Below are 25,825 nucleotides of genomic sequence, written 5' to 3'. Positions count from 1 at the left end.
TAAAATAAAGGTAAAAACAATCTATACTACAATCAAAAGATTAAAAAATGCGAATGGGTATAAGAAAGGTAATTATATGTCGTTTTTTCGCTTTATAAACATGCTCCATCATTTGGTTAATCGAACTTCGGAGAAGAATTATAGGTCAATAACCCCACGTGAATTAACATTGCATCATATTCGTGATTTCGAGGTACAATTTCAAAAAAATCGAGAAGCAATCCGCTATTCCAAAGAAATACTGCAAGACCTAATCAATAAAAGACTGAGGGCATTATTGCTTCATGCCAAATCAAAATCGCCTTGGTATAAAAAAACGCTCGCCAAAATCAACGTAGAGAATTTCACCAAAGAGCGATTAGATGAGCTTCCTACTATAAATAAAACCATTCTCATGGAAAATTGGGATGCAATTGTCACCAATCCCAAGCTTTCATTAGCCTTAGTTGAAAAACATATAAGCCAAAAAAATGATCGGCTCGACACATTGTATCTATTCTCCAATTATCATGTCGTGGCAACTGCAGGAAGCACTGGGAAACGAGGTATATTTATTTATGATTGGGATGAATGGATTACATTTCACACTGCATTCATCCGCTTTCCACTCTACAATAATGAACGCACACACATTGTAACGACAAAACTAAATGCAAATTCAAAAATGGTGAGCCTGTTTGTGACAAACACGGCTATTGCTGCCTACTCTTTAGCAAAAACCTTTTGGCGGCATAATGAAAATACGTATTTTTTGCCTATGGCCGTAACACCATTAAACGTAGTCGTCACTCGTCTCAATCAAATTTTTCCTGATATCGTGACAGCCGCTCCTTCATACATTCACAAGGTATGTCAATTAGTTCAAAAAGGGCAAATAAAAATCGCCCCCAAGATTCTTCTCCTTGGCGGAGAACCACTTTTTGAGCAAACCTTAGCCTTAATCAAAGAAACGTGGCCTAAAGTGGATATTTTTAATATATTTGGCTGTACCGAGGGTATGGTGGGCTTAAATTGCAGGGCGAATACGGATGAGATGCACTTGAATGATGATCTATGCATTATTGAACCTCTAGATGAACAAAATCGCCCTGTCGATAAAGGAATTATGGCAACCAAAGTGTATATCACTAATTTATACAATTATACTTTGCCACTAATCCGCTATGAAAACTCGGACGAAATTTTATTTTTAAATAAAACCTGTGATTGCGGCATCCAACATCAGCTTATAAAAGCACCTAAAGGTCGACCCGGATGTGACTTTACTTATCCTGACAATATTTTTGTACATCATTCGCTTTTTTTAGGAGCGCTTTTGCCAGAAAAAAATATTCAGGAATATCAGGTCGAGCAAACAATAGATGGAGCTAACATCAAAATTGTAACCACTGGCTATATTAACAAACTCCAATTGCAAGACAGCATACGCTTACGATTAAGCAAAGTAGGTTTTCCTGATGCCAAAGTAACGATTATTGAGGTACCTGAGATTATTTATTTGTATTCAGGTAAGCTAAATCGTTTTATCCCCTTGAAGTCGAATTCGGATATTGAATGAGTCCTCTCGACCCTCCAAAAAATCATGTTATCCGGGAAGGTCAAAATCTTGTAGCGCGGTCTAATTTGAGCACAGGTTGACTCTACCAGAGTCTGTTGACAATCAGCCAAAATAAGCACAACTGACGCAATTGGTTAGCGCATAAAATCGCCGCCATTTTTCCAGGTTAGTGGAGTTTTCAATAGTGCCTAGTTTCCATCATAGCTATGCATAACCAGGTGGGTATTACTACCCCCTGCGCCATAGCTGGAAACACCAGCCAAATAGCGTTTTTTCATTATGGGAAAATCTTGAAATTGAGTGGCAATATAGAGGGGGGAATCATCCAACATAAAATCAGGATTTGGGGTTTCAAAGTTAATTGAAGGAACAATAGCTTTATTTTGGAGCATAAGTACTGTTTTAATGATTGAAGCCATGCCAGATACAATCCCCGTATGGCCTAGATTACTTATTACCGAGCTTATTGGCAGAGGATGTGTCTTTGGAACGTCCCTTAGCGCTTTTTTTAGTGCGTATATTTCTGTTGCATCACCTAGTTTGGTAGAAGAGCCATGAGCTGCAATATAATCAAGATCATTTGGATCAATCCCTGCATTTTTCCAGGCCGATTGTATGCAATTATATTGTCCATGCACCCCTGGAGCCATAAATCCTTCTTTTGAAGAATTACCATCATTACTCATAGCGGATCCAATAATAACAGCATGGATTAGATCGTTATCTGCAATTGCATCTTCAAGTCGTTTTAAAACAACCACCCCGGCACCATTTGAGTATAAAGTGCCAGATGCCGAAGCATCAAAAGAATGGCAATGACCGTCAGAGGAAAATAAGCCGTTTTCTTCGTAGACATAGCCAACTTCTTGGGGTAAATCGATTAAGCATGCACCTGCGATTGCCATATCACATAAATTGCTATTTAACTCGCGACAACTTTGGATCACAGCAGTTAAAGAAGACGAGCACGCTGTATACAAATCAATGGAGCTTCCTTGAAATCCAAATTGATAAGAAATATAAGGGGCAATTACTTTTGAGTAATACCTTTCTATCGCTTTTTGAGTGTTAATTGCTTGGTAGTACGCTCCTCCTAAGAAATGAGAGGCTGGTTGATTATTGGCGCCAATATATACCGCTGTATTTTTGATGAAGTCATTTGAACTGTATGCATGACTTCTCATAGCACTCAAAGCACGGGAAGTTAAATGGGACATCACTTTACCTTGAACGCCTAATAATTCAAAATTTTTGCTAGTCACTTCAGACGGAGGGGTATCAACTGATTCGATATCATCTAATATTCCTCTGTAGGGTTTGTAGTTGGGAGTAGCGATCAATTGCTCTGAAATTCCCGACCGCTGTAACTGCTCTGCAGAAAATTTACTAACCGCTTCTTTACCAAACCTTAGTAGATCCCAATATTCTTCAAGATTATTGGCTCCAGGTAATTTTACAGCCATACCTACGATAGCAACTTTGTTTGAGTGGTTATTTACCTTCCTCATTTAAAATGAACCTTCTTTACACTAGGTATATTTTAAATATAGGTCATTTTTCCTATTTAAATTAAATAACAATCCAATTGGTTATTTTATTTCCTGGTTTTATGAGGCTAAATGAAACTCAATAGTTTCTCTTTATCGATTTTTCCATTTTCTTTTATTGGCAATGCACTTAACCAGATGTAATGCTCCGGAACCATATAATCTGGAAGCCTGGTTTTTAAAAACGATTTAAGCTCAGCACTACCAAGCTCTATTTGTTTTTTATTGGCAATTAAGAACGCCACTATTCGATGGTCAAGAAAATCTACTCTCTCACAGACTACGACCGCATCCTGAATGTTGGGATGCGCTAATAAATGATAGGTTATTTCTCCTAATTCAATACGTATACCGTGTAGTTTTACCTGATCATCCTTGCGGCCTAAAAATAATAGTTCACGCTTTTTATTCCAACGGACTATATCTCCAGTACGATACATTTTTTCTCCAGGCAAGTGAGGATTGTCGATGAACGATGCCTGAGTGAGCGCTGGATTATTTAAATAACCTTGAGCTAATCCAACTCCGGAAATGAATAGTTCCCCGGGTTCGAAACCGGTGGAATGGAGTCGCTCATCTAACACAAAAAATTGAGTATTCTGGATAGGCTTTCCAATTGGAATAGTCCGATATCGCTTGTTCTTTGCACAAATAAAATAAGAAACATCAATTGTGGCCTCTGTAGGGCCGTATAAATTGACCAAAAGTGCTTTTTGATCTTGAAACAGCTTATTAAATAGATTAACACTTCTCGCATCAAGCGCCTCGCCACTTGAGAATACATACTTTAAAGAGCTTAAGCGGGGTATCGAAAAATCTTCTTTAATATAACTTAAAAATATACGTAATACGGAGGGTACAAAATGAATGACACCGAGCTGATATTGCTCAATCATATGAATAAATAACTTGATATCATGTTCTTTTTGGGGTGGCAAAAGAGTGACTCCAGCGCCTGCAACAGCCCACCAGAAGGTTTCCCAAACAGAAATGTCAAAACAAGGGTGTGTTTTATGAAATACTACGTCATCGCTGCGTAAGGGAAAGGTATTTTGCATCCATAGGATTCGATTAGCTAAGGCTTGATGTGAAATTATGACCCCTTTGGGTTTGCCTGTAGTACCTGAGGTATACATCACATAAGCTACATCGTGCTTTCCTCGGGCAAGGTTTAAATTATGGCATTCTTCATGGCTCACATTGTCACGAATGCTTAATACGTGCAGATTATTCTTTTCATATATCCCATATTGTGCGGCCAATAATGGATTCTCATCAACGATGAGAAAGTTGATTTGACTGTCTTCGAGGATGGTTTGATTTCTTATTACAGGGGCATGGGGATCTATTGGTAAATATGCTCCTCCTGCCTTTAATACTGCAAAAATTGCCACAAGCATTTCCAAAGAACGCATAAGTTGAATGCCGACAATTCCATGTAATGGCAGCCCTTTTTTTTGCAGATATCGTGCATATTGATTGACTTGTTTATTAAATACATCATACGAAATGTGACGATCTTCCAGATAAATTGCCGTATTTTCTGGGTTTTTCTTAACTTGTTCTTCGAACAAGGTGCAAATTGTTGGGTACTGCTCAGAAGATCTCATTTTATAAAAATTCCCTTTTTTAACTGATGCAAAGCTTCGAAATGAGTATCTCGTGCATTTGTGAGGTTCCTTCGATAATCTCCATTACCTTGGCATCTCTATAATATCGTTCAACAGGATAAGTTTCATCAAAACCAGCTGCGCCAAATATTTGCACTGCATGATTCGATACAAAAACAACCATTTTTGAAGCAAAGTATTTTGCTACTAATGTTTCAGCAATATATGCTGGATTTTTTTGTTGTCTCAGTACTCCTGCATTAAAACACAATTCTTGAGCAGCTTTAACGTATACAATCATTTCAGCGATCATTTTTTGAATTAACTGATGCCCATCTAATGAACGATCGAATTGTATTCTTTCTTGAGCATAGCTACGAGCCGCATCCAGGCATGCTTGTCCTAAACCGACACATCCACACGCTGTTGTATAGCGTCCTTCATCCAAAGCAGTTTGGGCAACATAGGCTAACCCCATACCGATACTACCTAATAGATTTGTTTTAGGGATGCGGCAATTATCAAAAAAAATTTCTGCCAACATATTAGAGCGTAAACCTAAAAAATTAGGCATTGGTAAAATCGTTATGCCGGGTGTGTCCTTTGCTACTAAAACCACTGTGGGTTGTCCTTGGCAGCTTGCTAAAACTAGAAACAAATCCGCTATTTGTCCCAAAGTAATGTATTTTTTACTTCCCTTAAGAATAAATTCATCCTCTTTATCCAATAATTGGGTTTCAACATGTTCCAAATCACTACCAATATTAGCTTCTGTCAATGCTAATGCAGCTAAAATTTTCCCTGATGCAATCTGGGGTAACCAGGTTTGCTTCTGCACCTTTGAGCCGAAATGTATGAGTGACTTATTCACCATGCCCACTACGGTTAAAATATTTGCCATGGAACAAAGCTCTTTAGCAAACGCTTCATGCATGATACCAATAGTTAATTCATCCCATTGTTGCCCACCAAATTGTTTAGGAATGCAAGCGCCTAAAAAACCATTTTGCGCTAATGTATAAAAAAAATCGCGTGGAATATTTTGCTCTTTATCAAAGGTTTTCGCATGGGGACGAAGGCAATTTTCTATGAACTCATTAAAAAATCGCTGGTGTTTTAAGTATCGAGGGTGATAGCTTGGCAAAATTCTTCTCCTTATGCTCTGTTTACAATTTGCTAGCTGTGTCATTTTTTAGTAACGAAGTGCAGAATACACTAAGAAATTAAGGCTTTTTGGCCAATATAGTAGAATTGCAAATAGACCCTATTCATATTGATAAAATCCTTTTTTAGTTTTTTGGCCAAGAAGTCCTGCATCAACCATATTTTTTAATAACCAGCATGGCCGATACTTTGGATCGTTTAGCGCTGAATGTATTGATTCTAAAGAATAGAGAACCGTATCCAAACCGATTAAATCTGCTGTATGCAGCGGCCCCATTTTATGTCCAAAACATTGTTTAAATAGAATATCAATGTCTTCAATTGATGCAATGTTTTCCTGCACCATAAAAATAGCTTCGTTAATAAAAATCATCATTGCCCGATTACTTACAAAACCAGGGGAGTCCTTTACAACAATCATTTTTTTATGCACTTGTCCCAGTAACATCCTAGTGCTTTCTATGGTCAGTTCGTCAGTGTGATATCCCTTTATCACCTCCACCATAGGCATTATTGGTGCTGGGTTCATAAAGTGTACACCTATAACGCGTTGAGGATGCTTAACAAGCAATGCTATTTTCGTAATAGATATGGAAGAAGTGTTTACTCCAAAAATACAGGTTGAGCTGCATTGTTCATTGAATACCTGGTATAACGCTTTCTTCTGTTCCCAGTTTTCAGGGATATTTTCAATAATGTATTCAGAGTGCTTGAGTTCATCTAGCTTTTTTGTAAAAGAAATGGATGCTAATATTGTTTCAGCAGAATAGTGTGATGGTAAATTCCGGGTTAGTGCCAGATAGTGCAAATTTTTAGCTATTGTGTTTTTTGCTTTATCTAATTGCGATTGACGATTATCAATTAAGGTGACATAAAATCCGCATTGAGCAAAAAGCTGCGCAATGCCACAACCCATTGTCCCTGCACCAAATAGAGTCAGTTTTTTTTGTTTCATGTCCTGTGTCCATTCCGCATGCATTATTATCCATATTGAACTATAGTTTACTCGAAATAAAGCCAGCAATTGCATCAATATTCGTTAACTGATTTGGCTCAAACTCACCGACCTCAAGATCAAGTTTATATTTCTTCTCGATAAAAACTAATAGTTGAATGAAAAATAGTGAATGCATTGCGCCTGTATCAAAAATATTATCCGCATAGCCAATATCCTTAATTCTAAAAGAATTGAGTAAAAATTGTTTTACTTCTTTTTTAATAAGCTGAATTTCCATCGGATCTTCCTGTTTGGCTTTTTAGTAAGACTGTCTAACGGAACTTGGATAGACTCTTTTAATCCCGAAATTAAGCCGACTCCTCGCTACAGCACCCCCAGGTTCCTTGCTACCGACAAGTCCAGACAATTTACGCCCCTTATTGCATTGAGGATTTTTACATGCCTCTGATTTAAATATAGTAGAAGTACTTTAAATTGTTGCGTCGCTCGACCCAACAATTCAACTCCACTCAGTACAATGGATAATTAGAGAATTTAGATTTGGATCCTTTTTTCAAACTCTTCCTATGTTTGTCTATAATCTGCTCTTTAAAGAAAAGCCATCACTAAGAAGGGCAAAAAAAATACAACATATGATCACCAATTACACTATTTGCTAATTTCGAAATTGTTACTTTCCAAATAAATCCATTCTATAAATGAACCATTTTGTGTAAAATAAGCACACTTAGATTAAAGTCAGGATTACGATATGAGCAATCGAAAAAAAGCGTTAAATTTTCTTACTCGAGTTGAACAATTTATTATACCTCAATCAAATCCTGAAATAATGAATCAATTATTATTAACGCTTGGGCTGGATAAACTAATCACAGGTAATGAAGAATATAGATTTTTTGTTCAGACGATTAGAAGTAAAGCAATTGATCTGAATCCGTTAATTACTCAAATCAAATCGGATATTGTAAAAAATGAATCTGTATGTGCTTTACTTGCCTACATCGAAAAAAATGGATTAATCGATGAGGCTGAAATCGAAAATGCTGCATCGACAATACAGCTACAAATTAATTTATTATGTCTTTTAGAAGCAATAACAATTACTATGGCCAATAGCAACGATTTTGCCCATGATATGTACAACCATATGATGAAGCAAAGAGGAACAGGCGCAACAGGTAATCCTTTTTACAATTTCTTCTTTGGAATACCTTCCCATGCTACCTTATTTGAACGATTAAAACTGATTTCGATAGATCCTGGCTTAACCAGTATTATATTTCACCGACTGATGGAAGCAAAACCAGAAAGCCAGGCTGATCTCAATGATTTTGTAAATCAAAATCGTTTATCTGGATGGAATGCTGATATCGAGCTTGCTGATTTTGATGCAGCATCCACAAGCACTTTACCGGCTATGGCCGTTAACATTTTAGAAGCCGTATGGGAGGATGCTACGGGCCACAATAAAAATACCAGTGGTTTTTTAAATGCGCAAGCCGGCTTAGGGCTAATTGGTATTATGGAAGAAAGAGAGTACACCACTTCTTTTAAACTCACTGAAACCACGTTACCTCAAGGAACTGTGCTTGCATCAGATTTAAGTTATTCACTGATGCCTGTGTTAAAAGTAGATAATTCAGTAAAAAAAGTATCTCAGTTTCATATTGATAAGGAATGGATGAATTTATACAATAGTTGGAATTTATGTTTTGTAATTGCCAATATTGATCCTGTATTCGTACCGCTTAAGTTGTTAATACCTAGTGTTTTTTCAGCAGAACCATCAAATTATAAAGAAACCAGAGTACTCGCCTTATTTCTTGTTGCTAATCTCTTCATGAATGCACAAACTGTTAATAACCCCCTATTTGCAAGTAATTATTCCTTCCAAAATGGGACTGCTATTCTAGAAAAATGGGGTGAAATCAATAAAAATCATGCGAATGAACTATTAAAACACTTTTGCCCAAAAGAGTGCAAAGAGCCTCAGGCCCTGTATCATCAGGTACTCGGCGAACATCCTAATTTAAATTTTGGCTTGGGACTCCTATCCTATTTTCGTGATTCCCATGAGTTTAGGCTCACTAAAAAAACAAAACCAAGTACATTAAATAATTTTTCATTTTTCTCAGGTGATATCACAACTGAAGATAGCTCAGAACAAATGAATGCATCCTCCAATCCATACGTGAATAATGCATAAAAATCGCAATACTTTCATTGAATAACTGTCATGAACTGGAGCAATTTATAGCGAGCCTCCGCTGTAAACTGCCATGTTCATGATTTACAAAGCAGTCATATAGGTCTATATCATTTAAAAGAATTCAATAAAAAAAAATTTTAACATGAATATTTTATCTTGCTTGAAAAGCTTTATTGCAACCGTTGATTGTAAAAGCTTTTCAAAGGCAGCGCAAAAACTATACACATCCCCCTCAAAATTGAGTAAACAAATAACTTGGTTGGAAGAGGAGTTAAAAGTTACCTTATTAGTTCGCTCTACAACGCGCTTAATTGTGACTGAATCAGGTCATAGGCTTTATGAAAAGGCATTACTGCTTTTCGAGCAATTAGAGATAGTCAAGGTAATTGCAACTCCTGATCAAACCGAATTAAAAGGTGTCATTAAACTCTATCTTACTGTTACTCCGGCAATTCCCTACTTAACCTCATTAAGTATTGAATTTATGCGACATTATCCTAAGGTTGAAATAGATATTATTGTAGGTTCTGATGCAAAAGAGCTCTACTCCTCTACATTTGATTTGGCTATTGCATTTGATAATGTAGAACATTCAAAGCTGGTTTGCAAAAGATTATTTTCGATCCAAAGAAAAGTTTTTGCTTCGCCTGGGTATATTGCTCAACATGGCCTTCCTAAAACCCTCGATGAGTTACCAAGACATAATTGTTTGATTAATACGCTCTATGGTTTGCAAAATAAATGGGTTTTTAATAAAAAAATCATTCATGTTTCGGGAAATTTTAAAAGCAATAATGCAGGTGTTTTAAAACAGGCTGCTGTTGCAGACATAGGGCTTCTATGGGCACCGTATTTTTCTGTTTATGAAGAAATAAGAAATAAAACATTAGTTCAAGTACTACCCCATGAATCCTCACCAGATATTTATCTTTATGCAATTTTCCCTAAGTACGTAGTGGATGAACAAAAAGTTAATTTACTTTTGAACTTTTTTTGTGAAAAAGCCTTATCAGAAAAAATTGCGACATCCTTTATTGATGAGCATAGTTAAAACAAGAGTTAGCAAACCCACGTATTTTCCAGTATAAATATATTAAAAACGTGTACCAAGCCATTCTGCAATCGGCTTCATTGCACCAGAATCATTTGAGAATGAACTGAAGAAGTTCGTATAGAAGTCTACTAAATCAGGGTTTAAATCAGGGGCGTAAGGCGCTCCGAAGGAACGGACTTTGCGCACACCATTTAGAAATCGGAGTTTCGATGAAACAAAATGTCTCCCATCTGCCAAGAGACCTGAGCCGTATGGTTTCCTGGTCCCTTACTCGTTTAGGAAAAGCCATTGCAGAAGTCTATGGAGAAGAAACATATGAGCGAATTGAACAAATCCGACTATCCATGCAAGACACAATTGGGAGTGAGTCATTTGTACTTAGAAATGCGCTTTTTAGTCTGCAAGCGGAGCTTTCCAAGCTTGATAGAAATCAGCTTTATCAAATTGCTCATGGGTTTTCTCTCATCATGGAGCTCATTAATGCCTGTGAAAGTGCCTACCGTATTTTTCGTATCAACCAAAGAGAAGCAAAAGTCTACTCTGACAGGCCTCAGGGTATTCATTATGTATTAACAGCGCATCCAACAGAAGCTCGCACCAACGAGTTTTTAACACTGTTTAAAACAATTCGTGACTATCTTGTCGAGATTCTAAAATCCCCCTATCTGATGAATGAATCTCATCTTGATCAAATGCTTAAAATCTCACTTCAGATTAATATTTCCTATCAAAAAAAACCAAGCGTTGAAGACGAGGCGCATTACATCTATCAATATGCACTCGATCCACTCAACATCAAACTTTATCATTCCCTCTTAAGCAAAGGCATTCCTATCCAATTACGCACTTGGGTAGGAGGTGATAAAGACGGGCACTCCGGTGTTAATGAAAAAATTATGGTTAAAAGTCTCGAACTTTCTCGATCTTTTTTTATTGCCTACATTCAGGAACACCTGAGAGAAGTACTAGAAATTATCAAACTCTCAACCGCATTAACTGAAAATAAACTCTTGGCAAATCAGATCAAACAACTTATTCAAAAAGGGTACGATCTTAAGAAAATACGACCAAGGGATCATGAAAAGGTCTCTGCATTCCAAAAAGAATTAACCGCTCTACAAACAGAAGCTTTAGAGTTTTTAAAATTCAGACCCGAACAATTTGCTGTCATCACCACCATTTTTCAGCTCTATCCGGCCTTAGTCATACCTCTAGAACTCCGGGAAGATTCTGCCGTTGTAAAAGAGAGTATAACCAGTATCAAAAAAACAACCATTATCAGAATGCTTGAATACGTCTATTCTATAACTCAAGGGACAGATCCCAAAAACTATATACGAGGTTTTATCCTCAGCATGGTTGAGTCTGCTGAGGATATAAAAAATGGAATTAACCTTGTGAAACAAATTTTTAGAAGCTACGCCCTACCTGTTGTGCCCTTGTTTGAAAATCAACTTGCTCTCACCAGCGCTGATATTATTTTAAATAATTCAATCACAGAAGACATTAGGCAAAAGCATCTTCAACAGTGGGGTAGAAACTATGAAGTCATGCTGGGATACTCCGACTCGTCTAAAGAAAATGGCGTATTGCCTTCTCGACTCATGATTGCACAAAGCTTAAGAAGTATTCAGTCTACGCTTGAAAATAAGAGCCTTAAGCCTATTTTTTTTCACGGTTCAGGCGGTAGCATTGAACGAGGGGGCGGGGATATCAAAGAACAAATCGCTTCCTGGTCCAAAGAAATGATGGCTAATTATAAAGTAACCATTCAGGGAGAAATGGTCGCAAGACTCTTTGGTTCGAGCTCCATACTCAAAAGTCAGATTGACAAATTCCTTGATATCTATTCACAAAAAGATAAAAACACGGATGATGATTATCCTGAAGAACTTCTATTATTTTCTGCAAAGGTCAGTCAGAAATATAAAGCGCTTATTCAAAGCGAATGGTTTTGGTCTGTAATTGAACAAGCCTCGCCCTATCATTTTTTGACAGAGCTAAAGATTGGCTCTCGTCCGACCAAACGAAAATCAGGGCCTGATCAAAGAAAGCTTCGGGCGATTCCATGGATCCTATGCTGGACTCAAACACGACTTCTTTTCCCCACGTGGTGGGGCGTTGGTTCAACGTGGTCAGAACTAGATGACCATGGAAAAAATAGACTTAAAATTCTCTATAAGGAAAATGCCCTTTTTGCGTCCTTTGTAAAACAATTAGGCGTAACCCTTTCTAAAGTGTACCTCCCTATCTGGGAGCAGTATTTGTGCCAATTGGCTGGCTCCAATGAATATCTTGAGCCTTTTCAGTCAGAGCTCGAATCAACCATCCTATTCTTCTATCAGATAACAGGTGAGAAAAATTTTTGTTTTCATCAGCCCTGGCTTGGGGAAAGTATTCAATTAAGATCAACCCTGATTCATCCTTTGAATCTCATACAAATTGAGGCCATGAAAAGGAAAGATTTACCTCTTTTAAGAAAAACTGTCACAGGCATTTCTTGTGGTATGCTGACAACAGGATAGGGTTAAGTGGTATTGGGTCAAAATGACTGGAGGTATCGTCACCTTTTTAAATGATTCGACCTATAGATATCAACCAACTTTCCGTGCCATTTATTGAATAAATGGCTTAATTCATTAATTTTTTATCAAAAACTGACACATCAACCTCCTTGGTTCACAAAAACCTAAAGCCTCTACGTTATTTTTTGGGCATTAATTGACAACATCATTTTTAAAGGTACTATAGCAGTTTTTGGAGAGCTAGTTCTTCATATGTCTAGTCTTTACAAGGAGTAATCAACGTGTATTCCCATTTAGAGCCAACTAATAATTACGATGAGTCAGTATCGAGTACTTATACGGTATTGCTCTTACTTGCTGCTCTCGCTGCAGCGACGTATGCCATTGCAAAACTCGCTGAGTCAAACAATCAACTTAACTATGAAAATCGTTTTGCCCGTATAATAGCCGGTCTTTTGTTGTTTATGACCCGTATGATGCATACAAAAAGCGGCGATTTAGAAATCACTACTGCACCAACAGAAAATAAACTCATCGCAGTAGGTCCGCATCGAACTGGCTGGGAAGCAGTTGTTGTTGCCTCAAAAATGAAGGGCACACCACCTCAGTTTTTTGCCACAACTGCTTTTAATTCTATACCCGGTGTTTCTTCTTTTCTGAAGATGTTTAAAGCGATACCGGTCGAAGCAACTGCAGCTAAAAGTGATAATGGGCGCTCTGCAAATGCTGGCGCGTTAGAACATGCGAGCAAAGCACTTAGTGAACATGGCTGTGTCGCGCTATTTCCTCAAGGTAATTTCGCACGATTAGGCCAAGAACCCCCTCGAGTCTACACCGGGGTAGCAAAACTTGCATTGATGAATAAAACCCCTATTCATGTTCTGAGACTTGATGGTTTCTGGAGTTTACAAAATCCAATTATTCCTGTATTTGTCCGCAATAGTGCTTATTATCGAGCATTTTTGTCTTGGTTCCATATGAATAATGTGCGCACCACATTGTGTTGTGTGATTGATTTTCACTTAAAGCCTGATAGTGAGGGGTTAAGTGAGGAGAAAAAAATTGAGGAGATATGTGCTCAGCTTTATGCTTACTATCGTCATACCCAGGAACTTACAACAGAACAAATTGGAACTATCAAAACAGAAATATCCAATAAAACTCATCTCCTAATTTGGAACAATAAACTGAAACAAGATGATTTAGGAAAGCAGCTCTCAAACTTAAAGAAAGAAGAAGCGAAACTGGAAGAGCCAACCTTAGAGTCAATGAAATTAGGTTCAATATAACATTGCATAGCTGAGTGTTGATGCCGAGGCAGATTGGGTGTTTAGGCCCAATCACCATCGCATTGCTGTTTTAAAAACTTTATTCACACGCCCAATTAATCGACGCTTCTGATACTCTATATCAGTGTATTCAAGTTGTTGCACTCTACGTTATGCCCGGCATTAGAGTTCATAAGTTCCAACAAATTTCTTTTATTTAGTCAACGAGTTGTCGGGCTTTCGCCCGACCTACGTTTTTATTGTCCCTGCAAAATATCCGCTATCTTTGCTGCAATCAAATAAGCTGTGGCCATAGGGGTGCCATCCATTGGCACAGGGGCAACAGAGGCATCCGCCACAATGAGATGTTGCACTCCATAGACATGCCCCGTACCATCCACAACCCCCCCTTGATTTAAGGGAGCCATACGGCAATGGCTTTGGAAAACCATGTTACTTCCCACTTCTTGCTTGATAAAATCAGTAAGTTGCGATACATCGTCGAGCACCGATGGGTCAGGGAAAATCATCTGATAGCTCGGATCAATAGCTTGCAGTTGGGTATTGATATTCTTAATGTAAATTTGCAGTGTATTGATATAAAGCGTTAGATCAGATTGATTTTTAAATTCGCCCAAGTCCATATTGGGTTCTACAAAAGGATTGCTGCTTTTAATCATAATAAAGCCAGTACTCGCGGGTTGTACCAAATCTACAAGGACAACAGTGATGCCCGGAATCGGATTAATAGAGGCCCATCGCACAGCACGTACTCCTGGATTCGCACCACTTGGATCCGGCAACATTGCAATTTGCGAAAATAAACCATTTGGTGCGTTCACATGCGTACCAATATATTTAATCAGTTGTTGGCCAATAGGAGTATTTGCTAAAGCAGAAATAATATTGCCTGCAATCTGCAGCACGAGCGATGAAGGCGTATCATTGGGATTAGAAGTATATATCAGTATGACATGAGGTTGATCAGCCAATCCCTGACCTACATTAGGGTTATTATAGACTACAGGAATATTGAGTGCCTGTAATAAAGGGGCTGCCCCTACCCCCGAGCGCATTAAAAACGCACTGCTTTTAATTCCAGCGCTTACAATAATTCCTTTGGCTGCATAAAGTTTTTTAGCGGTACCGTTTTGGAAATAATTCACTCCTACTGCCTTCTTACCGCTCCAAATCACATTATCTGCAGTAGCATTAAAAAGTACCCGCAATTTACGCCCATGAACTCCATTGCCATTTTGATCCATGACATTATTGTTTAAAAAAACAATCGCACTGCTTGCTCGAAAAGCACCATCGGGACCCATTTGTGTGTATTGCAATTGGGGAGAAGCCCCTATAGGGGTATTGGGATCATTATAATCCAAAACAAATCCCACATGAGTAGCATTCATAATTGCTTGTGAAAATTTAATTGATACTTGCGTAGGCGCGGTTTCTTGTCGAATAGGGAGTGGCCCGCTAAATCCTCGGGCAGCAGGATTCGGCGTTAACCCCATATAACGTTCTAATTCAACATAGGCATTCTGAATATTTGCCACCGACCAGTTTGGTCCTGCCAGAGCTTCCCATTGGGAATAAACTTGATTGGTACCACGAACCCAAGCCCCTGCATTAATTGATGATGCGCCGCCCAGCGGTAATGCATAAACCCAATTTAACATCCGATTATCATCAAATTTTTGGGGAAGCGTATTCGTGAGTGCATAAAGTGGAGGTCCGATTAATCCTAATAATACCGTGAGCACGGAGTTTTTTGAGAGATTAATAAGTGGATCATGATTGAGATTAGGTCCATTATGCAAGGCAACAACTGACGTGTTAAAGTCGTCACTGAGTTTTTTAGCTAAAACCGCGCCCGCAGTACCTGCACCAATAATAATGTAATCAGGAACTTGAATCTTAATCAGTGCAGGTGCTGTGTTGCTCACTGAAAACGTACAAAACCCGTTGCTTAATTGGGTGCACCCTGCTATTGAATACTGAGGAGAATTAATCTTAATTCCAGCAAAAGGATAGGTATGATTTGGTACAGTAGTCAGTATATTTAAATCGGCAGCGGAAACATGATAATCTTGACAACTTACCGGTCCTTTTGCATTGAGACATAAAGTAACATTGACATCAATAGGAGCTCCATTCCCTATAATTGAAAAAAAACGTCCTGGGGCTGCAGAAACAGAGTGATGGATGAAAACAAGAAAAAAAACACTCCATATTTTTTTTATCATTAATCTTTTAATCATGTAGCGTCCTTGTTGAGTAATGAGTTATACAGGGATCCCGCACGCTAGTGCAGCAGCATTGGTGTAACCAGTAGTTAAATGATGGAGGTATTGAATGCCAATCTTAAAAGATCCTACATTTCCCGTAGTCTCTGCGGAATAAACATGTCGTAATGCAAAGCTAATAAAGAGTATTTTAGGTGAACGCATAATTATCCGTAACTATCTGATCCCTCAGGCCATGCAACCTGAATACGCTATTATAAATTAATATAAACGTCAATTAGCTCAAAGCAACCATACTTTGAAGCAAAACATTCAAAATTCATCTGGTCTTTTCCTTTTGTAAGCAATTGAATTATCCGTACTCTCATGTTGTTTACAAAAATACAGAATAATTGTATTGTCCGCGAGGATTCTTACGATACTCAAATCGAATTGTCCTATACGCCCCGTAGGAAAGTTGACTGCAGGGGCTTATCTTTATTTACATCCAAGAGGTTTTTACAATGAAATTATTTCGAATGATGTTCCTTGGCTTGTTTTTTTCCACCGCGCTAATCACGCAAGTATCAGCTGCTCCAATCGAGGATTATGATTTCCAACAAGAGCGGATGAAGCTTACTCCTGACTCGGTAATGGTTATTTCAACTTTTGACAGTGAGGATCACGTCACTGCCTACACCTATGCTGGAGTACGTTTATGGAATGCACCCTTCCATGCTAAAATATTATCATGGCAAATTGCGGGTGATTTTGTTTTTATTTTCTCTAAAGACCGTAAAGGAACAAAAACTTATATTACCTGTCTTAACAGACATACCGGCGCCCCAATTTGGCAAAAGCCTTAAGCACTTTATCTCAATGGAACACATAGCCTGTGCGCAAGCAACAGGCTATGTAGCTGATTCACCATTTGAAAATCCTGCACGCGAAATTTAAAAGGGGGCAGGTCTCACCTCAGTAAAGTTCTTATTGGCTAGACGAATACTCAATCCTTTATAAAGTTGCCCTAAATTTTGCATCGTCATATCTATTCCTTGGATTAAGGACGTATGGCAAGGCTAATACAAATATTTGCTTATCACCAGTTTGTCCGCCATATGGGCGTGCATTGGTATTACCCTGGCGTCTAAAAGTTATTGATTTTATGTGATATTTTATGTGGTTTAGAATTATTGAATTTGTTTGAGATGAGTAACAGGGAGTTATCAGTAGAAGTATTATTAGAGTTACGTGAAAAAGTGGTCTATGCAGTCCTTGAGCAGCCAAACTATTCGGTTTTAGTCTGACCTCGGTGAGTAAGTATATACGAAATTTTAAACTCAATGGTGAATCAAGTTTTTATTATAAAAAGCGCGATGTAAAGGAGTCTGAGCAGTGCTTTTTATCTAAAGTCCAAATTAAAGAACTATCAAAAACGTTGCTCACCAAACTCCTGATGAACTTGGTCTTGATTATACCCTGTGGAACAGTAAAGCGATATGCACCTACATTGAAAAGGGATTTGGCATAAGGTATTCAGGCCGTGGATTGCGAGAACTTCTTAAACGATTAGGATTTTCATCTCAAATGCCAATCAAGCAGGCTTATCAGCGAGATCTTAATAAAGTATCTGAATGGCTCAATGAAACCTATCTTGCAATCAAAGTAAGGGCGGTGCGTAAAAGCGCCAGGATTTACTGGGCTGATGAAAATGGGCCTTCAATCGTGTGATAATCGGGGTAGAACCTATGGTCTTGTCAAAAAAAACCGGTTATAAAGAAGACTGGCAGTCGCTTTAAAGTCATTATGCTTGCAGCCATTGGCCCTCAGGGATTTATGAACTGGATAGTCTTTGAGAATCATTGTGACAGTAAGAAATTTATAGAATTTTTGGACAGATTACGCCGTCAGGTCAAACAGAAAGTTTTTTGATTGTCGATAATCATGCATGCATCACAGCAAAAAAGTAGTACGGTATGTTAAGAAGTTTAATGATGATATAGACATTTTTTTTGCCTTCTTATTCCTCAGACTTAAATCCCCAAGAGTTGGTCAATCAGGATGTGAAAGCTAATGCTTGCTTATTTTAACCAGTCAGATGTATGCGTGACTTACTTATATACATCAGACTTTACCTGACTAAAATACAATTTAATGAATTTAAAATTATGAATTTTTTTAAAAATGAAACTAAATATGCCGCATGGAAATAATCAACTTTTAGACGCCAGGGTAATAATTGAAGTAACCTTCGTTAAAAACTTTTGATCAGCAATTAAATTAATCATCAACGAAAACAATTTTATCTCTATCAGACTTTTTAAAGAGTTTCTTTGGCTATACTTTTTAAGAGAAGGAAAAAACAGAAAAAAATTAAAAATACTTCCTGCTGATAAAAGTGTTCCTGAATATTAAATCAAAAGGAAATTAAAAATACGCACTTTTAGGAAAAAAAATGGAATTAGATAAAATAAAGAATAATAAGCTCTATTTATTAATCAGTGCCTTGGTATGCATTTTTTTATTTTTCCTCCTCGTGAGGACAATTTTAATTCAAAGCCCTTATCTCTCTGTTAATGTTGACTTATATTTATTAAGCATAAAATTACAGAATGATTATTTATATTGGCTGAGCATTTTTGTCTCGCTATTTGGCGATAGATATATTGTTATACCTACTTTTGTCATAACAAGTGTTATGCTTTTTGGAAAAAAGGAGCATTGGCTCGCCTTACATTTAATTGGTGTTGTTTTAATTGCAGCTCTACTAGCACACCTTTTAAAGAATGCTATAGCTTATCCCAGACCGGAAATATCAACGAGTACGCTACCAAGCTATGCTTTCCCTAGTAGGCATGTAACTTTATGCTCAGCCTATGTTACTTTCCTGTCTGCACTTGTAATTCCACAAATTTCTTATCGTTGGTTAGGGATAATGAGTGCGTGCCTTCTCATTATACTCGAGGCATTTGCTCGTTTAATCCTACAGGTTCATTGGTTCACCGATGTAATAGGAGGTGCACTGCTCGGTGCTGCTTGCGGCTTCCTAGGGGCATATTCTTTTTTTCTGAAACCCCAAATTTATATTAATATAAAATCTACCTTAATGACTTTATTAATCGTATTTTTGCTTATTAGTGTGCTTTATTCTCTAGTTATATATTTAGTAGAGCTAAAACTATTTTGAAAGTTAAGCTACATTTTATTCAACTGCCGCAATAGCTGCCAACAGTAATAGATTTTAAACAACAAAACTGTTATCGTTTTCTTCCTAATGTAGTGAATGTCGCATTTGAAGATATAGCGCCAGCTGTCCATACAAAAGGATTAGTAGTGTTTGGCTTAATGCCAGGACCGTCCAGCTACCCAAGTAGCTTCCCAATGAGTACCAATACATTTTCTATAAGTAAAAATATTAAGATAGCTTATGTCTAGGGCAGCTTAGCTCCTTGCTGGTTACTGATGAAATCCAACTATGATGATAAGCGAATAAAGTAAGCATACATAGCCTGGGTGTTGCAGCAAGAACCTGTTTTTTTGCATATTACAAGAGAGTAGCAAGTACTACCTTGCCTTTATTTTCCGGTATATTTAGTCATTGATCTAGCCATTACTTTCCGAAGGAATGACTCAAGTCTGAGTATTTCAGATCGTTAAAAAATGGAAATGATTACTTATCAGAGTAAGTTTTGAGGCCAGTTAAAAATCTCTTCAATGGTGCCCCGCTGAAGGACTAACTTTGATTAATTTTTTTAGTGACCTGCAGGTTGATTGGGACTATTGAAAAAAAATTCAATAAAATAGGGTGTCCTCCATCAATAATATGCTAAGTTAGACACTTCATTTTCACACTAAAAAGATATCTATGTGGTTGAAAAAAATTACAAATTATAATAATCAAACCTCAAATAACATAGAAACAAGGAGCGTAAAATGTCGGCCAACACCATACAACCTTTAGTCACTGCAACGGCGATTAACACAGGAGGACGAAACGGTCATTCGGAAACGACAGATCATTCTGTCAGTGCAAACTTTTCCGTTCCCAAAGCAATGGGAGGCCCTGGTCTACCAAATACGACAACACCCGAACATCTTTTTGCTGCTGGTTATGCAGCATGCTTTGGTGGCGCCTTGGAATTTGTAGCCAGCCAGCACAAAAAAAATGTTGCAGGAGCAACTGTAACCTGCCAAGTCTCTATTGGACCCCGTGAAGGTGGCGGCTTTGGTCTTGCTGTTACAATGAATGTTAAAGTCCCATCCCTACCGACTGCTGAGGCTCGTGCTTTAGTACAAGAAACACACGAAAAAGTCTGTCCCTATAGCCACGCTACTCGCGGTAATATTGATTTTGATCTGGAAGTAAGCGGTATGTAACCCAGTATCCTGGCTGCTTGCAGCCAGGATACGTTGCTAAAAACAAACTTTCCATAAGCAACTAATTACACTATCTATTTTTGAGTCGACAAAGATATGTAGGTTCATTCAAAAAGTTCTTATCCTGCTTAATTAATCCTTAATAATTGGAAGATATTATTGCATAAACTCTGTCACTATAGGCCAGAGTCCAATATTGATTCACTGGAGTATGCCATGCAAAGCAATTTAGAAATTGATAACAGTTATTCTGACTGGAAAGAAAAACATCTTAAAAATCTCGCAGAAAAAATAATTCAGGACGACATGGCTTTCAAAATAATTTCTATGGGAAGTTGCTTATTCAAACTCTCGAAAAAGCTTATCCTGATTACCTATCCATTAAAGCAAATAAACAATTTGATTCTTTAGTTAGTATATACTCTTTCGAGCTAAGAGCAGCTTATGGTTATGAATGGGAGAAGTCAAAAGTTGAAGCTGCAAATCATCCTAAATTTTTAGAGTTTATGGAGGAGCTTAAAAAAAATGGATTCCTATTTAAGTCAGAAATAAAAAAAATTGCGCCTTTACTTGCCCAAGTCGGCAGAACATCACGTGATAGTTTTTTTGGAAAAATGCCTGAAGATTGTCTCAATGGGATTGCTAGTTTTCTTGAACCGCAACTTTCTTTAATCGATGCATCTACTAAAATGAAAAATGAACTGCAAAAAGCAAAAGATTTTTATGATACGATTCGTCTTTTTTCATATGAAGAAAGTAGTATCGCCTTTTCGCAAAATACTGGAACACACGTCGCTTTAACAACTTATGAGCCATTTAAAATATGGTTTGCTGAACTTCCACTGAGACAAAGCATTCCATTGAATAACAAGTACGGACTGTATAAGGTCAATGATACTACTTTGGCTATAAATAGCGGGCCAAACACACCTGGAATCCAAATTCAAAAAAGAGGTGACACGTTTATTGTCTGCAATAACTTAAGTGCAGATAATGCATATAACAACATGGTGTCTGAGGAATCAAAGCAAGGAAGAAAGAATAGTCTGGTCACCCTCTTGGCTGAGCTGAAACAAAGCTTGCAAACAGAGCATAAAAAGACACAAGAGGCAGCACTTGAACCACAAAATGAAGAAAAGTGTTCGATACAATAAGTTCTACTAAATCGCTCATTTTAGACGCACATTTTTTTTGGGGCACCCTGGCATAAAAGAAATTTTTGCGTCTATGACTTTAGACATCCCTAAAAAATAACGAGCACACAGCGAAAACCCACATTTTTGCAAGTTGCCCAGCACCTGAAATACCGAGTTTCATAATGACTTTAATTGGGGCTTATTGTCATCAAGAACCTTTTGGGTTTGTTTCGCCCTGTATTGCTCTAAGCTATCACATATCTCCGTGTTATTGTTAGCAAGGATTGCGGCAGCTAAGAGTGCCGCATTAATTGCGCCTGCTAAAGTGCCAACGGGTAAACCTGTTGGCATTTGTACTATGGAAAGGAGTGAATCCAATCCATTAGATAAGTAAGAAGTGATTGGGACAGCAAAAACAGGAGGTCTTGTCATTGCTGCCATCATTCATGGAAACACCTCCAGCACCTGCAATAATAATCTGTATTCCGCGTTCTGCAGCGTTTCGTGCATCGTCATCGAGTTAGTCTGGTGTGCGACGTGCTGATACAATTTCTGCCTCAAAGGAAATTTTTAATGCCTTTAAAATTTTTGCCTCTCACAAAGTATCGGCCAATCACTTTGTGAACCCATAGTGATGCCCACTAAAGCTTTTCTTGCATTTCAAAATACTCCTAATTGGGTTACTTTTTAAGGGTTACAATAATCACAATATTGTGGCTCAACTGCTTTTAAACCATCTTTTCGTGGGTGTGTCTCCTGGTAATCACATTGGATGCAGCCCCAAACCTCATGCTGGTATAGAGAGGTCGGGGATGAACATTCATTGCAAGGAAGACTACCTGAGGTTTTTTTAAACCCAAAGCCAGGAGTGAGGCAGCTGGGGCAACAACATTGAATTCGATGAGCCAGCTTTTCGGCAAGTACAGAAATCGCATTCATCCTGGTTGGATTCATCATGGCTCTCATATCCGTTGCGAGAAAAAGCTCTTTTTCGTGTTGAAAACCAAGAGCTAGAGCAGCTTGGAGTGCCTCGATTTCTCTAATCCCTTTTGCAATAACCGTTTTATCTGTGTTGGTTTGAAGAGTTAGAGCATGCTCGGGAAATCCTGCTTTTTCTAAAAAATCGTCAAGCTCTGTTTGTGGGGTTATGGCCATCATGCGATAATTTGTTTTGGGTGTTGTATATTGCTCAGCAATCACCCAATTGTTTTTACGATCTAAAAACACCATGATTTCATGGTCACTAGGAATAAAGGGGAACGCAGGGTGCGAACCAAAACTTCCTTCACTCGCAATCGCTAAATCGTAACCGTAGTGTTCTGCAGCACATCTTGCTTTTAAAACACAGGTATCATAGGGACTTAATGTCCTTGCTATCTCTCCAGTAAAGGTCCCAAATTGATCTGTGTCAAAATCGTGCACATCTAGTGTGCACGATAACCTAGTCATAAAAGATGGAGCAATTGCTTGTTCCTTTTCATGCTTGGATGCTAGTAAAATGTTCTTATTTTTATAGTACATAATTAAGTATTCATAATGTGAAAATAATCAAGCCTTGCAACCGAAACATCGGAAACAAACATGACGCCAGACTCGTTTTGAAACAAAGTTTTCATCCCTAAAGCAAGGGTTACAATTACCTCTTCAGGCGCAACGGCAATAAATAAAACTAAAGAGGATTTGTCATTAAACATGATTTTTCCTTCATGAAAACCATGATGCCCTTTTCCAGAGACATTTCTTATTAATGTATACCCTGTAACTGATGCCTCTTCCATCATAGACGTTATAAGATGCTCATGTTCTCCAGCAACAATAATCTCAATTTTTTTCATCAGATGTAAATTAATACCAATATCTTTTCTCTCTTGAACTTTAATCACACTCATTTTTTTCTCCTAACTATTGTTTTAGTAAAATCCACTCACCAGATTGGTTTAATTGATAAGCATCTTGATTCCTTGGGTCGATAACTACCAAGTGCACCCATTGGTTAAAAAATAGGTTTTTTAATATCAAGTGTTTTTCAATCACTTGAGAAACCATCTCTTTGGGAGCATAAACAACTGTTAATAAACGCTGCGGCTGATGATACGCTTCGTGATCAGAGCTCATAACCGACTGTAGGGGAAGCCCATGCATTAGATCGCTGCCATTACCCTGCATCACCCCAATGGTTCCAACCACATTGTGGGTAATCTTGCTGCCACTTCCAAAGGCAACGTTATCCAAGGTAGAAAACAAATATTGAGTATTTATCCATTCAGCCACTACCATAGGTGCGGTCAGAATCGTCTCGAGTAATGTGCCTTCACTATCCTCCTGAAAGCGATAGGAATGTAAGAAACAACGACCGTCAAGAGCTATTTTTTTTGTCAGATGGCGGGGGGCAACAATAAAAGCAGCATTTCTTGCCAAACCCCATTCAGGACGTGTTTCAGACCAGTCTAAGCTTCTCCTGATAATGTCTTTATAAGGAGTGCAACTCTGCAATTTCACTCCTCGTTCATAATTTGTTAAAAGCCTTGCTTCTTTTAAATCCTCTTGCAGTTGACTTAGAAGTTCAGGATAAATGTGTTTTGCTACGTCTTGAGTATAAAGTTCAACGCTGTCGGTAGTTGTATTATGCAGTGCTCCGTAAAATACCGTATCCAGTGGAATATGCATGCCACGATCTTCCAAACCTCGTCGAACCTCTCGTTTATTAAGAATGGATGCCAATAGTCTCGCGTTTATGCCACCGTGATTTCCCCCGCATGCGCCGCAATCCAGAGCTGAAGCATAAGGGTTATTTTCGGTAGTACTTCCATGACCGCAGAGAATAATGAGTTTCGCAAAACCTGAAGTCAGCCCCATAAGACGTAACACCGTTTCAGCATAATTAATCTGCTCTTGCAACGACAACCCCTGTTCTCCATCCGTTTCACTTAACTCATAAGCCACCTTAGTTGGCATAGGCGGTTTCAACCAACTCTTGATGGCTGATAATGAATTGTTACTTAACTCTGGCGATAAAGATTTTAAAGTCATATTCAAACCACACCAAAGTCCTAATGATTCAACTAAGGCAAAGGGTGTAGAGACATTGTGTTTGAGTTGCGTATAAAGGCTTTTACAGCTATTAATGAATGCCTTTCCTCGCTGATAACGTTCAAAATCGTCTTTATTTGCAGCGGCCGGCATTTCTTTAATAGCATATTTCGGTTTCAATAAGACCGGACAACACTCTTTATTTTTATTGGTATCAAACTCATCAATACGCACTGGAATTCCAAAAAATCCGGCAAAGCCAAACGTTTCATAGACTCCCAAAGACTCGATAGCACGACGAAATGGTTCGGAGCGAACATCAATGCAAAAAACCAACTGAGCACTTCTACGTGCAAGATTAACCTGTCTTTTTTTTACCTCTCGCAAAATCAGACTTAAGAGCTTTTGTCTATAGGAATCCTCATTGCTTTTTAATTTCGCCAGCACTTTTTTTACCAGAGAGCTATCTTCGATACCTTGTCTTTCATTCACTGCATCAGGCCAGAGGACGCAAGTTAGCACTAAACGCACAGCAAGAAAATCAATGAGAGTAACTCTCATTTCTTCTGTTTTTTTTGAATTCTGCCAATCCATCTTCCATTTCACGAAACCTGCCCAACCTGGCAAATGGCGAAGTGTTTGTGAAAGAAAAGCTTCTTCTTGTCCTTCTGGAACATGAAGTCTTAAAAGGCAGGTTTTAATTGCCTCTTCTGCCGACTCAGGTAATTGTTGCAGAAACTCTTTTGCTTCTTTTTTATTGCGGTGCAATTGCTTATCAAAATAAGCTAACTTTAAGAATCCCAAATAAAACCCATTCTCACGATGGGGCATGTCAATACTGCCTTGCCCTGCATCCAAAAACCCCCCGCACCATTTAATCATTTGCAGATTAACCGCCTCTAATTTTCGGTTGCGCTCGACTATTCGGCGTCTAAAGCCACCTTGGGCAATTGCCTCTTCAAATGTTTGTGTTTCAAAGCCTTGTAAGGGATTGCATGCAATAAAGGTTTCAAGCGGCCAAACAGGAGCAATGCATTTTGCGGCGTTGTGCACTAATGCCTGTATTTCAATATCTCTGCTTTTGGCCCCCCCTGTCTTTTTAACTCCTGTCCCTATCGCATCGTGTTTCGTTAGCATTTTTGCATTAGTCATAAATACTCC

Annotated in this window: 21 protein-coding genes; 10 read left to right on the top strand and 11 right to left on the bottom strand. The window is 38.2% G+C overall.

Features of this window, described 5'->3' with window-relative positions; genetic code table 11:
- Positions 1-76 precede the first annotated feature (76 nt).
- Positions 77-1,558 carry a phenylacetate--CoA ligase family protein gene (locus Lpar_RS02450; protein WP_058516408.1) on the top strand — a complete coding sequence of 494 codons (1,482 nt, stop codon included), beginning with the start codon at positions 77-79 and terminating at the stop codon, positions 1,556-1,558.
- Positions 1,559-1,746: 188 nt separating this feature from the next.
- Here the strand turns inward: Lpar_RS02450 and Lpar_RS02445 are convergent, their stop codons facing one another.
- The 5 genes from Lpar_RS02445 to Lpar_RS02425 all read right to left on the bottom strand — a co-directional run bounded on the left by Lpar_RS02445 (position 1,747) and on the right by Lpar_RS02425 (position 7,114).
- Complete coding sequence (locus Lpar_RS02445) at positions 1,747-3,066, bottom strand: beta-ketoacyl synthase N-terminal-like domain-containing protein (protein WP_058516407.1); 1,320 nt, start codon at positions 3,064-3,066, stop codon at positions 1,747-1,749.
- A 107-nt stretch (positions 3,067-3,173) separates the two neighbouring features.
- Positions 3,174-4,715, bottom strand: coding sequence for an amino acid adenylation domain-containing protein (locus Lpar_RS02440; RefSeq protein ID WP_058516406.1), 1,542 nt, complete (start codon positions 4,713-4,715; stop codon positions 3,174-3,176).
- Positions 4,716-4,734: 19 nt separating this feature from the next.
- Positions 4,735-5,859 (bottom strand): acyl-CoA dehydrogenase family protein, encoded by a 1,125-nt coding sequence (locus Lpar_RS02435; protein ID WP_058516405.1) that lies wholly within the window; start codon positions 5,857-5,859, stop codon positions 4,735-4,737.
- A 120-nt stretch (positions 5,860-5,979) separates the two neighbouring features.
- A complete protein-coding gene (locus Lpar_RS02430; RefSeq protein ID WP_058516444.1) occupies positions 5,980-6,834 on the bottom strand; it encodes a 3-hydroxyacyl-CoA dehydrogenase family protein in 855 nt (284 codons plus the stop codon).
- 40 nt (positions 6,835-6,874) lie between these two features.
- Positions 6,875-7,114, bottom strand: a complete 240-nt coding sequence (locus tag Lpar_RS02425; RefSeq protein WP_058516404.1) for an acyl carrier protein — start codon at positions 7,112-7,114, stop codon at positions 6,875-6,877.
- Positions 7,115-7,588: 474 nt separating this feature from the next.
- On the opposite strand from Lpar_RS02425, the gene Lpar_RS02420 reads away from it, so the two are divergent.
- The 4 genes from Lpar_RS02420 (at position 7,589) to Lpar_RS02405 (ending at position 13,914) form a co-directional block, all read left to right on the top strand.
- Positions 7,589-9,043 carry a hypothetical protein gene (locus Lpar_RS02420; protein WP_058516403.1) on the top strand — a complete coding sequence of 485 codons (1,455 nt, stop codon included), beginning with the start codon at positions 7,589-7,591 and terminating at the stop codon, positions 9,041-9,043.
- A gap of 145 nt (positions 9,044-9,188) precedes the next feature.
- A complete protein-coding gene (locus Lpar_RS02415) occupies positions 9,189-10,097 on the top strand; it encodes a LysR family transcriptional regulator (protein WP_058516402.1) in 909 nt (302 codons plus the stop codon).
- Between the two features lie 212 nt (positions 10,098-10,309).
- Positions 10,310-12,625 carry a phosphoenolpyruvate carboxylase gene (locus Lpar_RS02410; protein ID WP_058516401.1) on the top strand — a complete coding sequence of 772 codons (2,316 nt, stop codon included), beginning with the start codon at positions 10,310-10,312 and terminating at the stop codon, positions 12,623-12,625.
- 281 nt (positions 12,626-12,906) lie between these two features.
- A complete protein-coding gene (locus Lpar_RS02405; protein ID WP_058516400.1) occupies positions 12,907-13,914 on the top strand; it encodes a lysophospholipid acyltransferase family protein in 1,008 nt (335 codons plus the stop codon).
- A 236-nt stretch (positions 13,915-14,150) separates the two neighbouring features.
- On the opposite strand, the gene Lpar_RS02400 is transcribed toward Lpar_RS02405, so the two are convergent.
- Positions 14,151-16,157, bottom strand: a complete 2,007-nt coding sequence (locus Lpar_RS02400) for a GMC family oxidoreductase (RefSeq protein ID WP_058516399.1) — start codon at positions 16,155-16,157, stop codon at positions 14,151-14,153.
- Positions 16,158-16,181: 24 nt separating this feature from the next.
- Positions 16,182-16,346, bottom strand: coding sequence for a hypothetical protein (locus Lpar_RS18725; protein ID WP_156416182.1), 165 nt, complete (start codon positions 16,344-16,346; stop codon positions 16,182-16,184).
- A gap of 299 nt (positions 16,347-16,645) precedes the next feature.
- Here Lpar_RS18725 and Lpar_RS02395 point away from each other — a divergent pair, with 299 nt between their 5' ends.
- From Lpar_RS02395 to Lpar_RS02380, 5 genes are all read left to right on the top strand, one after another.
- On the top strand, positions 16,646-16,987 hold the full coding sequence (locus Lpar_RS02395; RefSeq protein ID WP_058516398.1) for a hypothetical protein: 342 nt from the start codon (positions 16,646-16,648) through the stop codon (positions 16,985-16,987).
- Between the two features lie 562 nt (positions 16,988-17,549).
- Positions 17,550-17,852: a winged helix-turn-helix domain-containing protein gene (locus Lpar_RS18400; RefSeq protein ID WP_082650317.1), complete on the top strand. Its 303-nt coding sequence runs from the start codon at positions 17,550-17,552 to the stop codon at positions 17,850-17,852.
- 724 nt (positions 17,853-18,576) lie between these two features.
- Positions 18,577-19,308, top strand: coding sequence for a phosphatase PAP2 family protein (locus tag Lpar_RS02390; protein WP_058516397.1), 732 nt, complete (start codon positions 18,577-18,579; stop codon positions 19,306-19,308).
- Between the two features lie 746 nt (positions 19,309-20,054).
- Positions 20,055-20,498, top strand: coding sequence for an organic hydroperoxide resistance protein (locus tag Lpar_RS02385; RefSeq protein ID WP_082650316.1), 444 nt, complete (start codon positions 20,055-20,057; stop codon positions 20,496-20,498).
- Between the two features lie 335 nt (positions 20,499-20,833).
- On the top strand, positions 20,834-21,652 hold the full coding sequence (locus Lpar_RS02380; RefSeq protein ID WP_058516396.1) for a hypothetical protein: 819 nt from the start codon (positions 20,834-20,836) through the stop codon (positions 21,650-21,652).
- 159 nt (positions 21,653-21,811) lie between these two features.
- Here the strand turns inward: Lpar_RS02380 and Lpar_RS19735 are convergent, their stop codons facing one another.
- The 4 genes from Lpar_RS19735 to Lpar_RS02360 all read right to left on the bottom strand — a co-directional run bounded on the left by Lpar_RS19735 (position 21,812) and on the right by Lpar_RS02360 (position 25,816).
- Entirely contained in the window at positions 21,812-22,078 is a 267-nt protein-coding gene (locus Lpar_RS19735) for an AIR carboxylase family protein (RefSeq protein ID WP_425324443.1), read from the bottom strand.
- A gap of 243 nt (positions 22,079-22,321) precedes the next feature.
- Complete coding sequence (locus Lpar_RS02370) at positions 22,322-23,155, bottom strand: DUF6671 family protein (RefSeq protein WP_058516395.1); 834 nt, start codon at positions 23,153-23,155, stop codon at positions 22,322-22,324.
- Between the two features lie 2 nt (positions 23,156-23,157).
- A complete protein-coding gene (locus Lpar_RS02365; protein ID WP_058516394.1) occupies positions 23,158-23,523 on the bottom strand; it encodes a P-II family nitrogen regulator in 366 nt (121 codons plus the stop codon).
- Between the two features lie 13 nt (positions 23,524-23,536).
- Positions 23,537-25,816: a DUF2309 domain-containing protein gene (locus Lpar_RS02360; RefSeq protein WP_058516393.1), complete on the bottom strand. Its 2,280-nt coding sequence runs from the start codon at positions 25,814-25,816 to the stop codon at positions 23,537-23,539.
- Between the last annotated feature and the right edge of the window lie 9 nt (positions 25,817-25,825).

Source organism: Legionella parisiensis, from assembly GCF_001467945.1.
GTDB lineage: Bacteria > Pseudomonadota > Gammaproteobacteria > Legionellales > Legionellaceae > Legionella > Legionella parisiensis.
The sequence above is the reverse complement of the archived record's forward strand: the minus strand, read 5'-3'. Positions and strand labels throughout refer to the sequence as shown.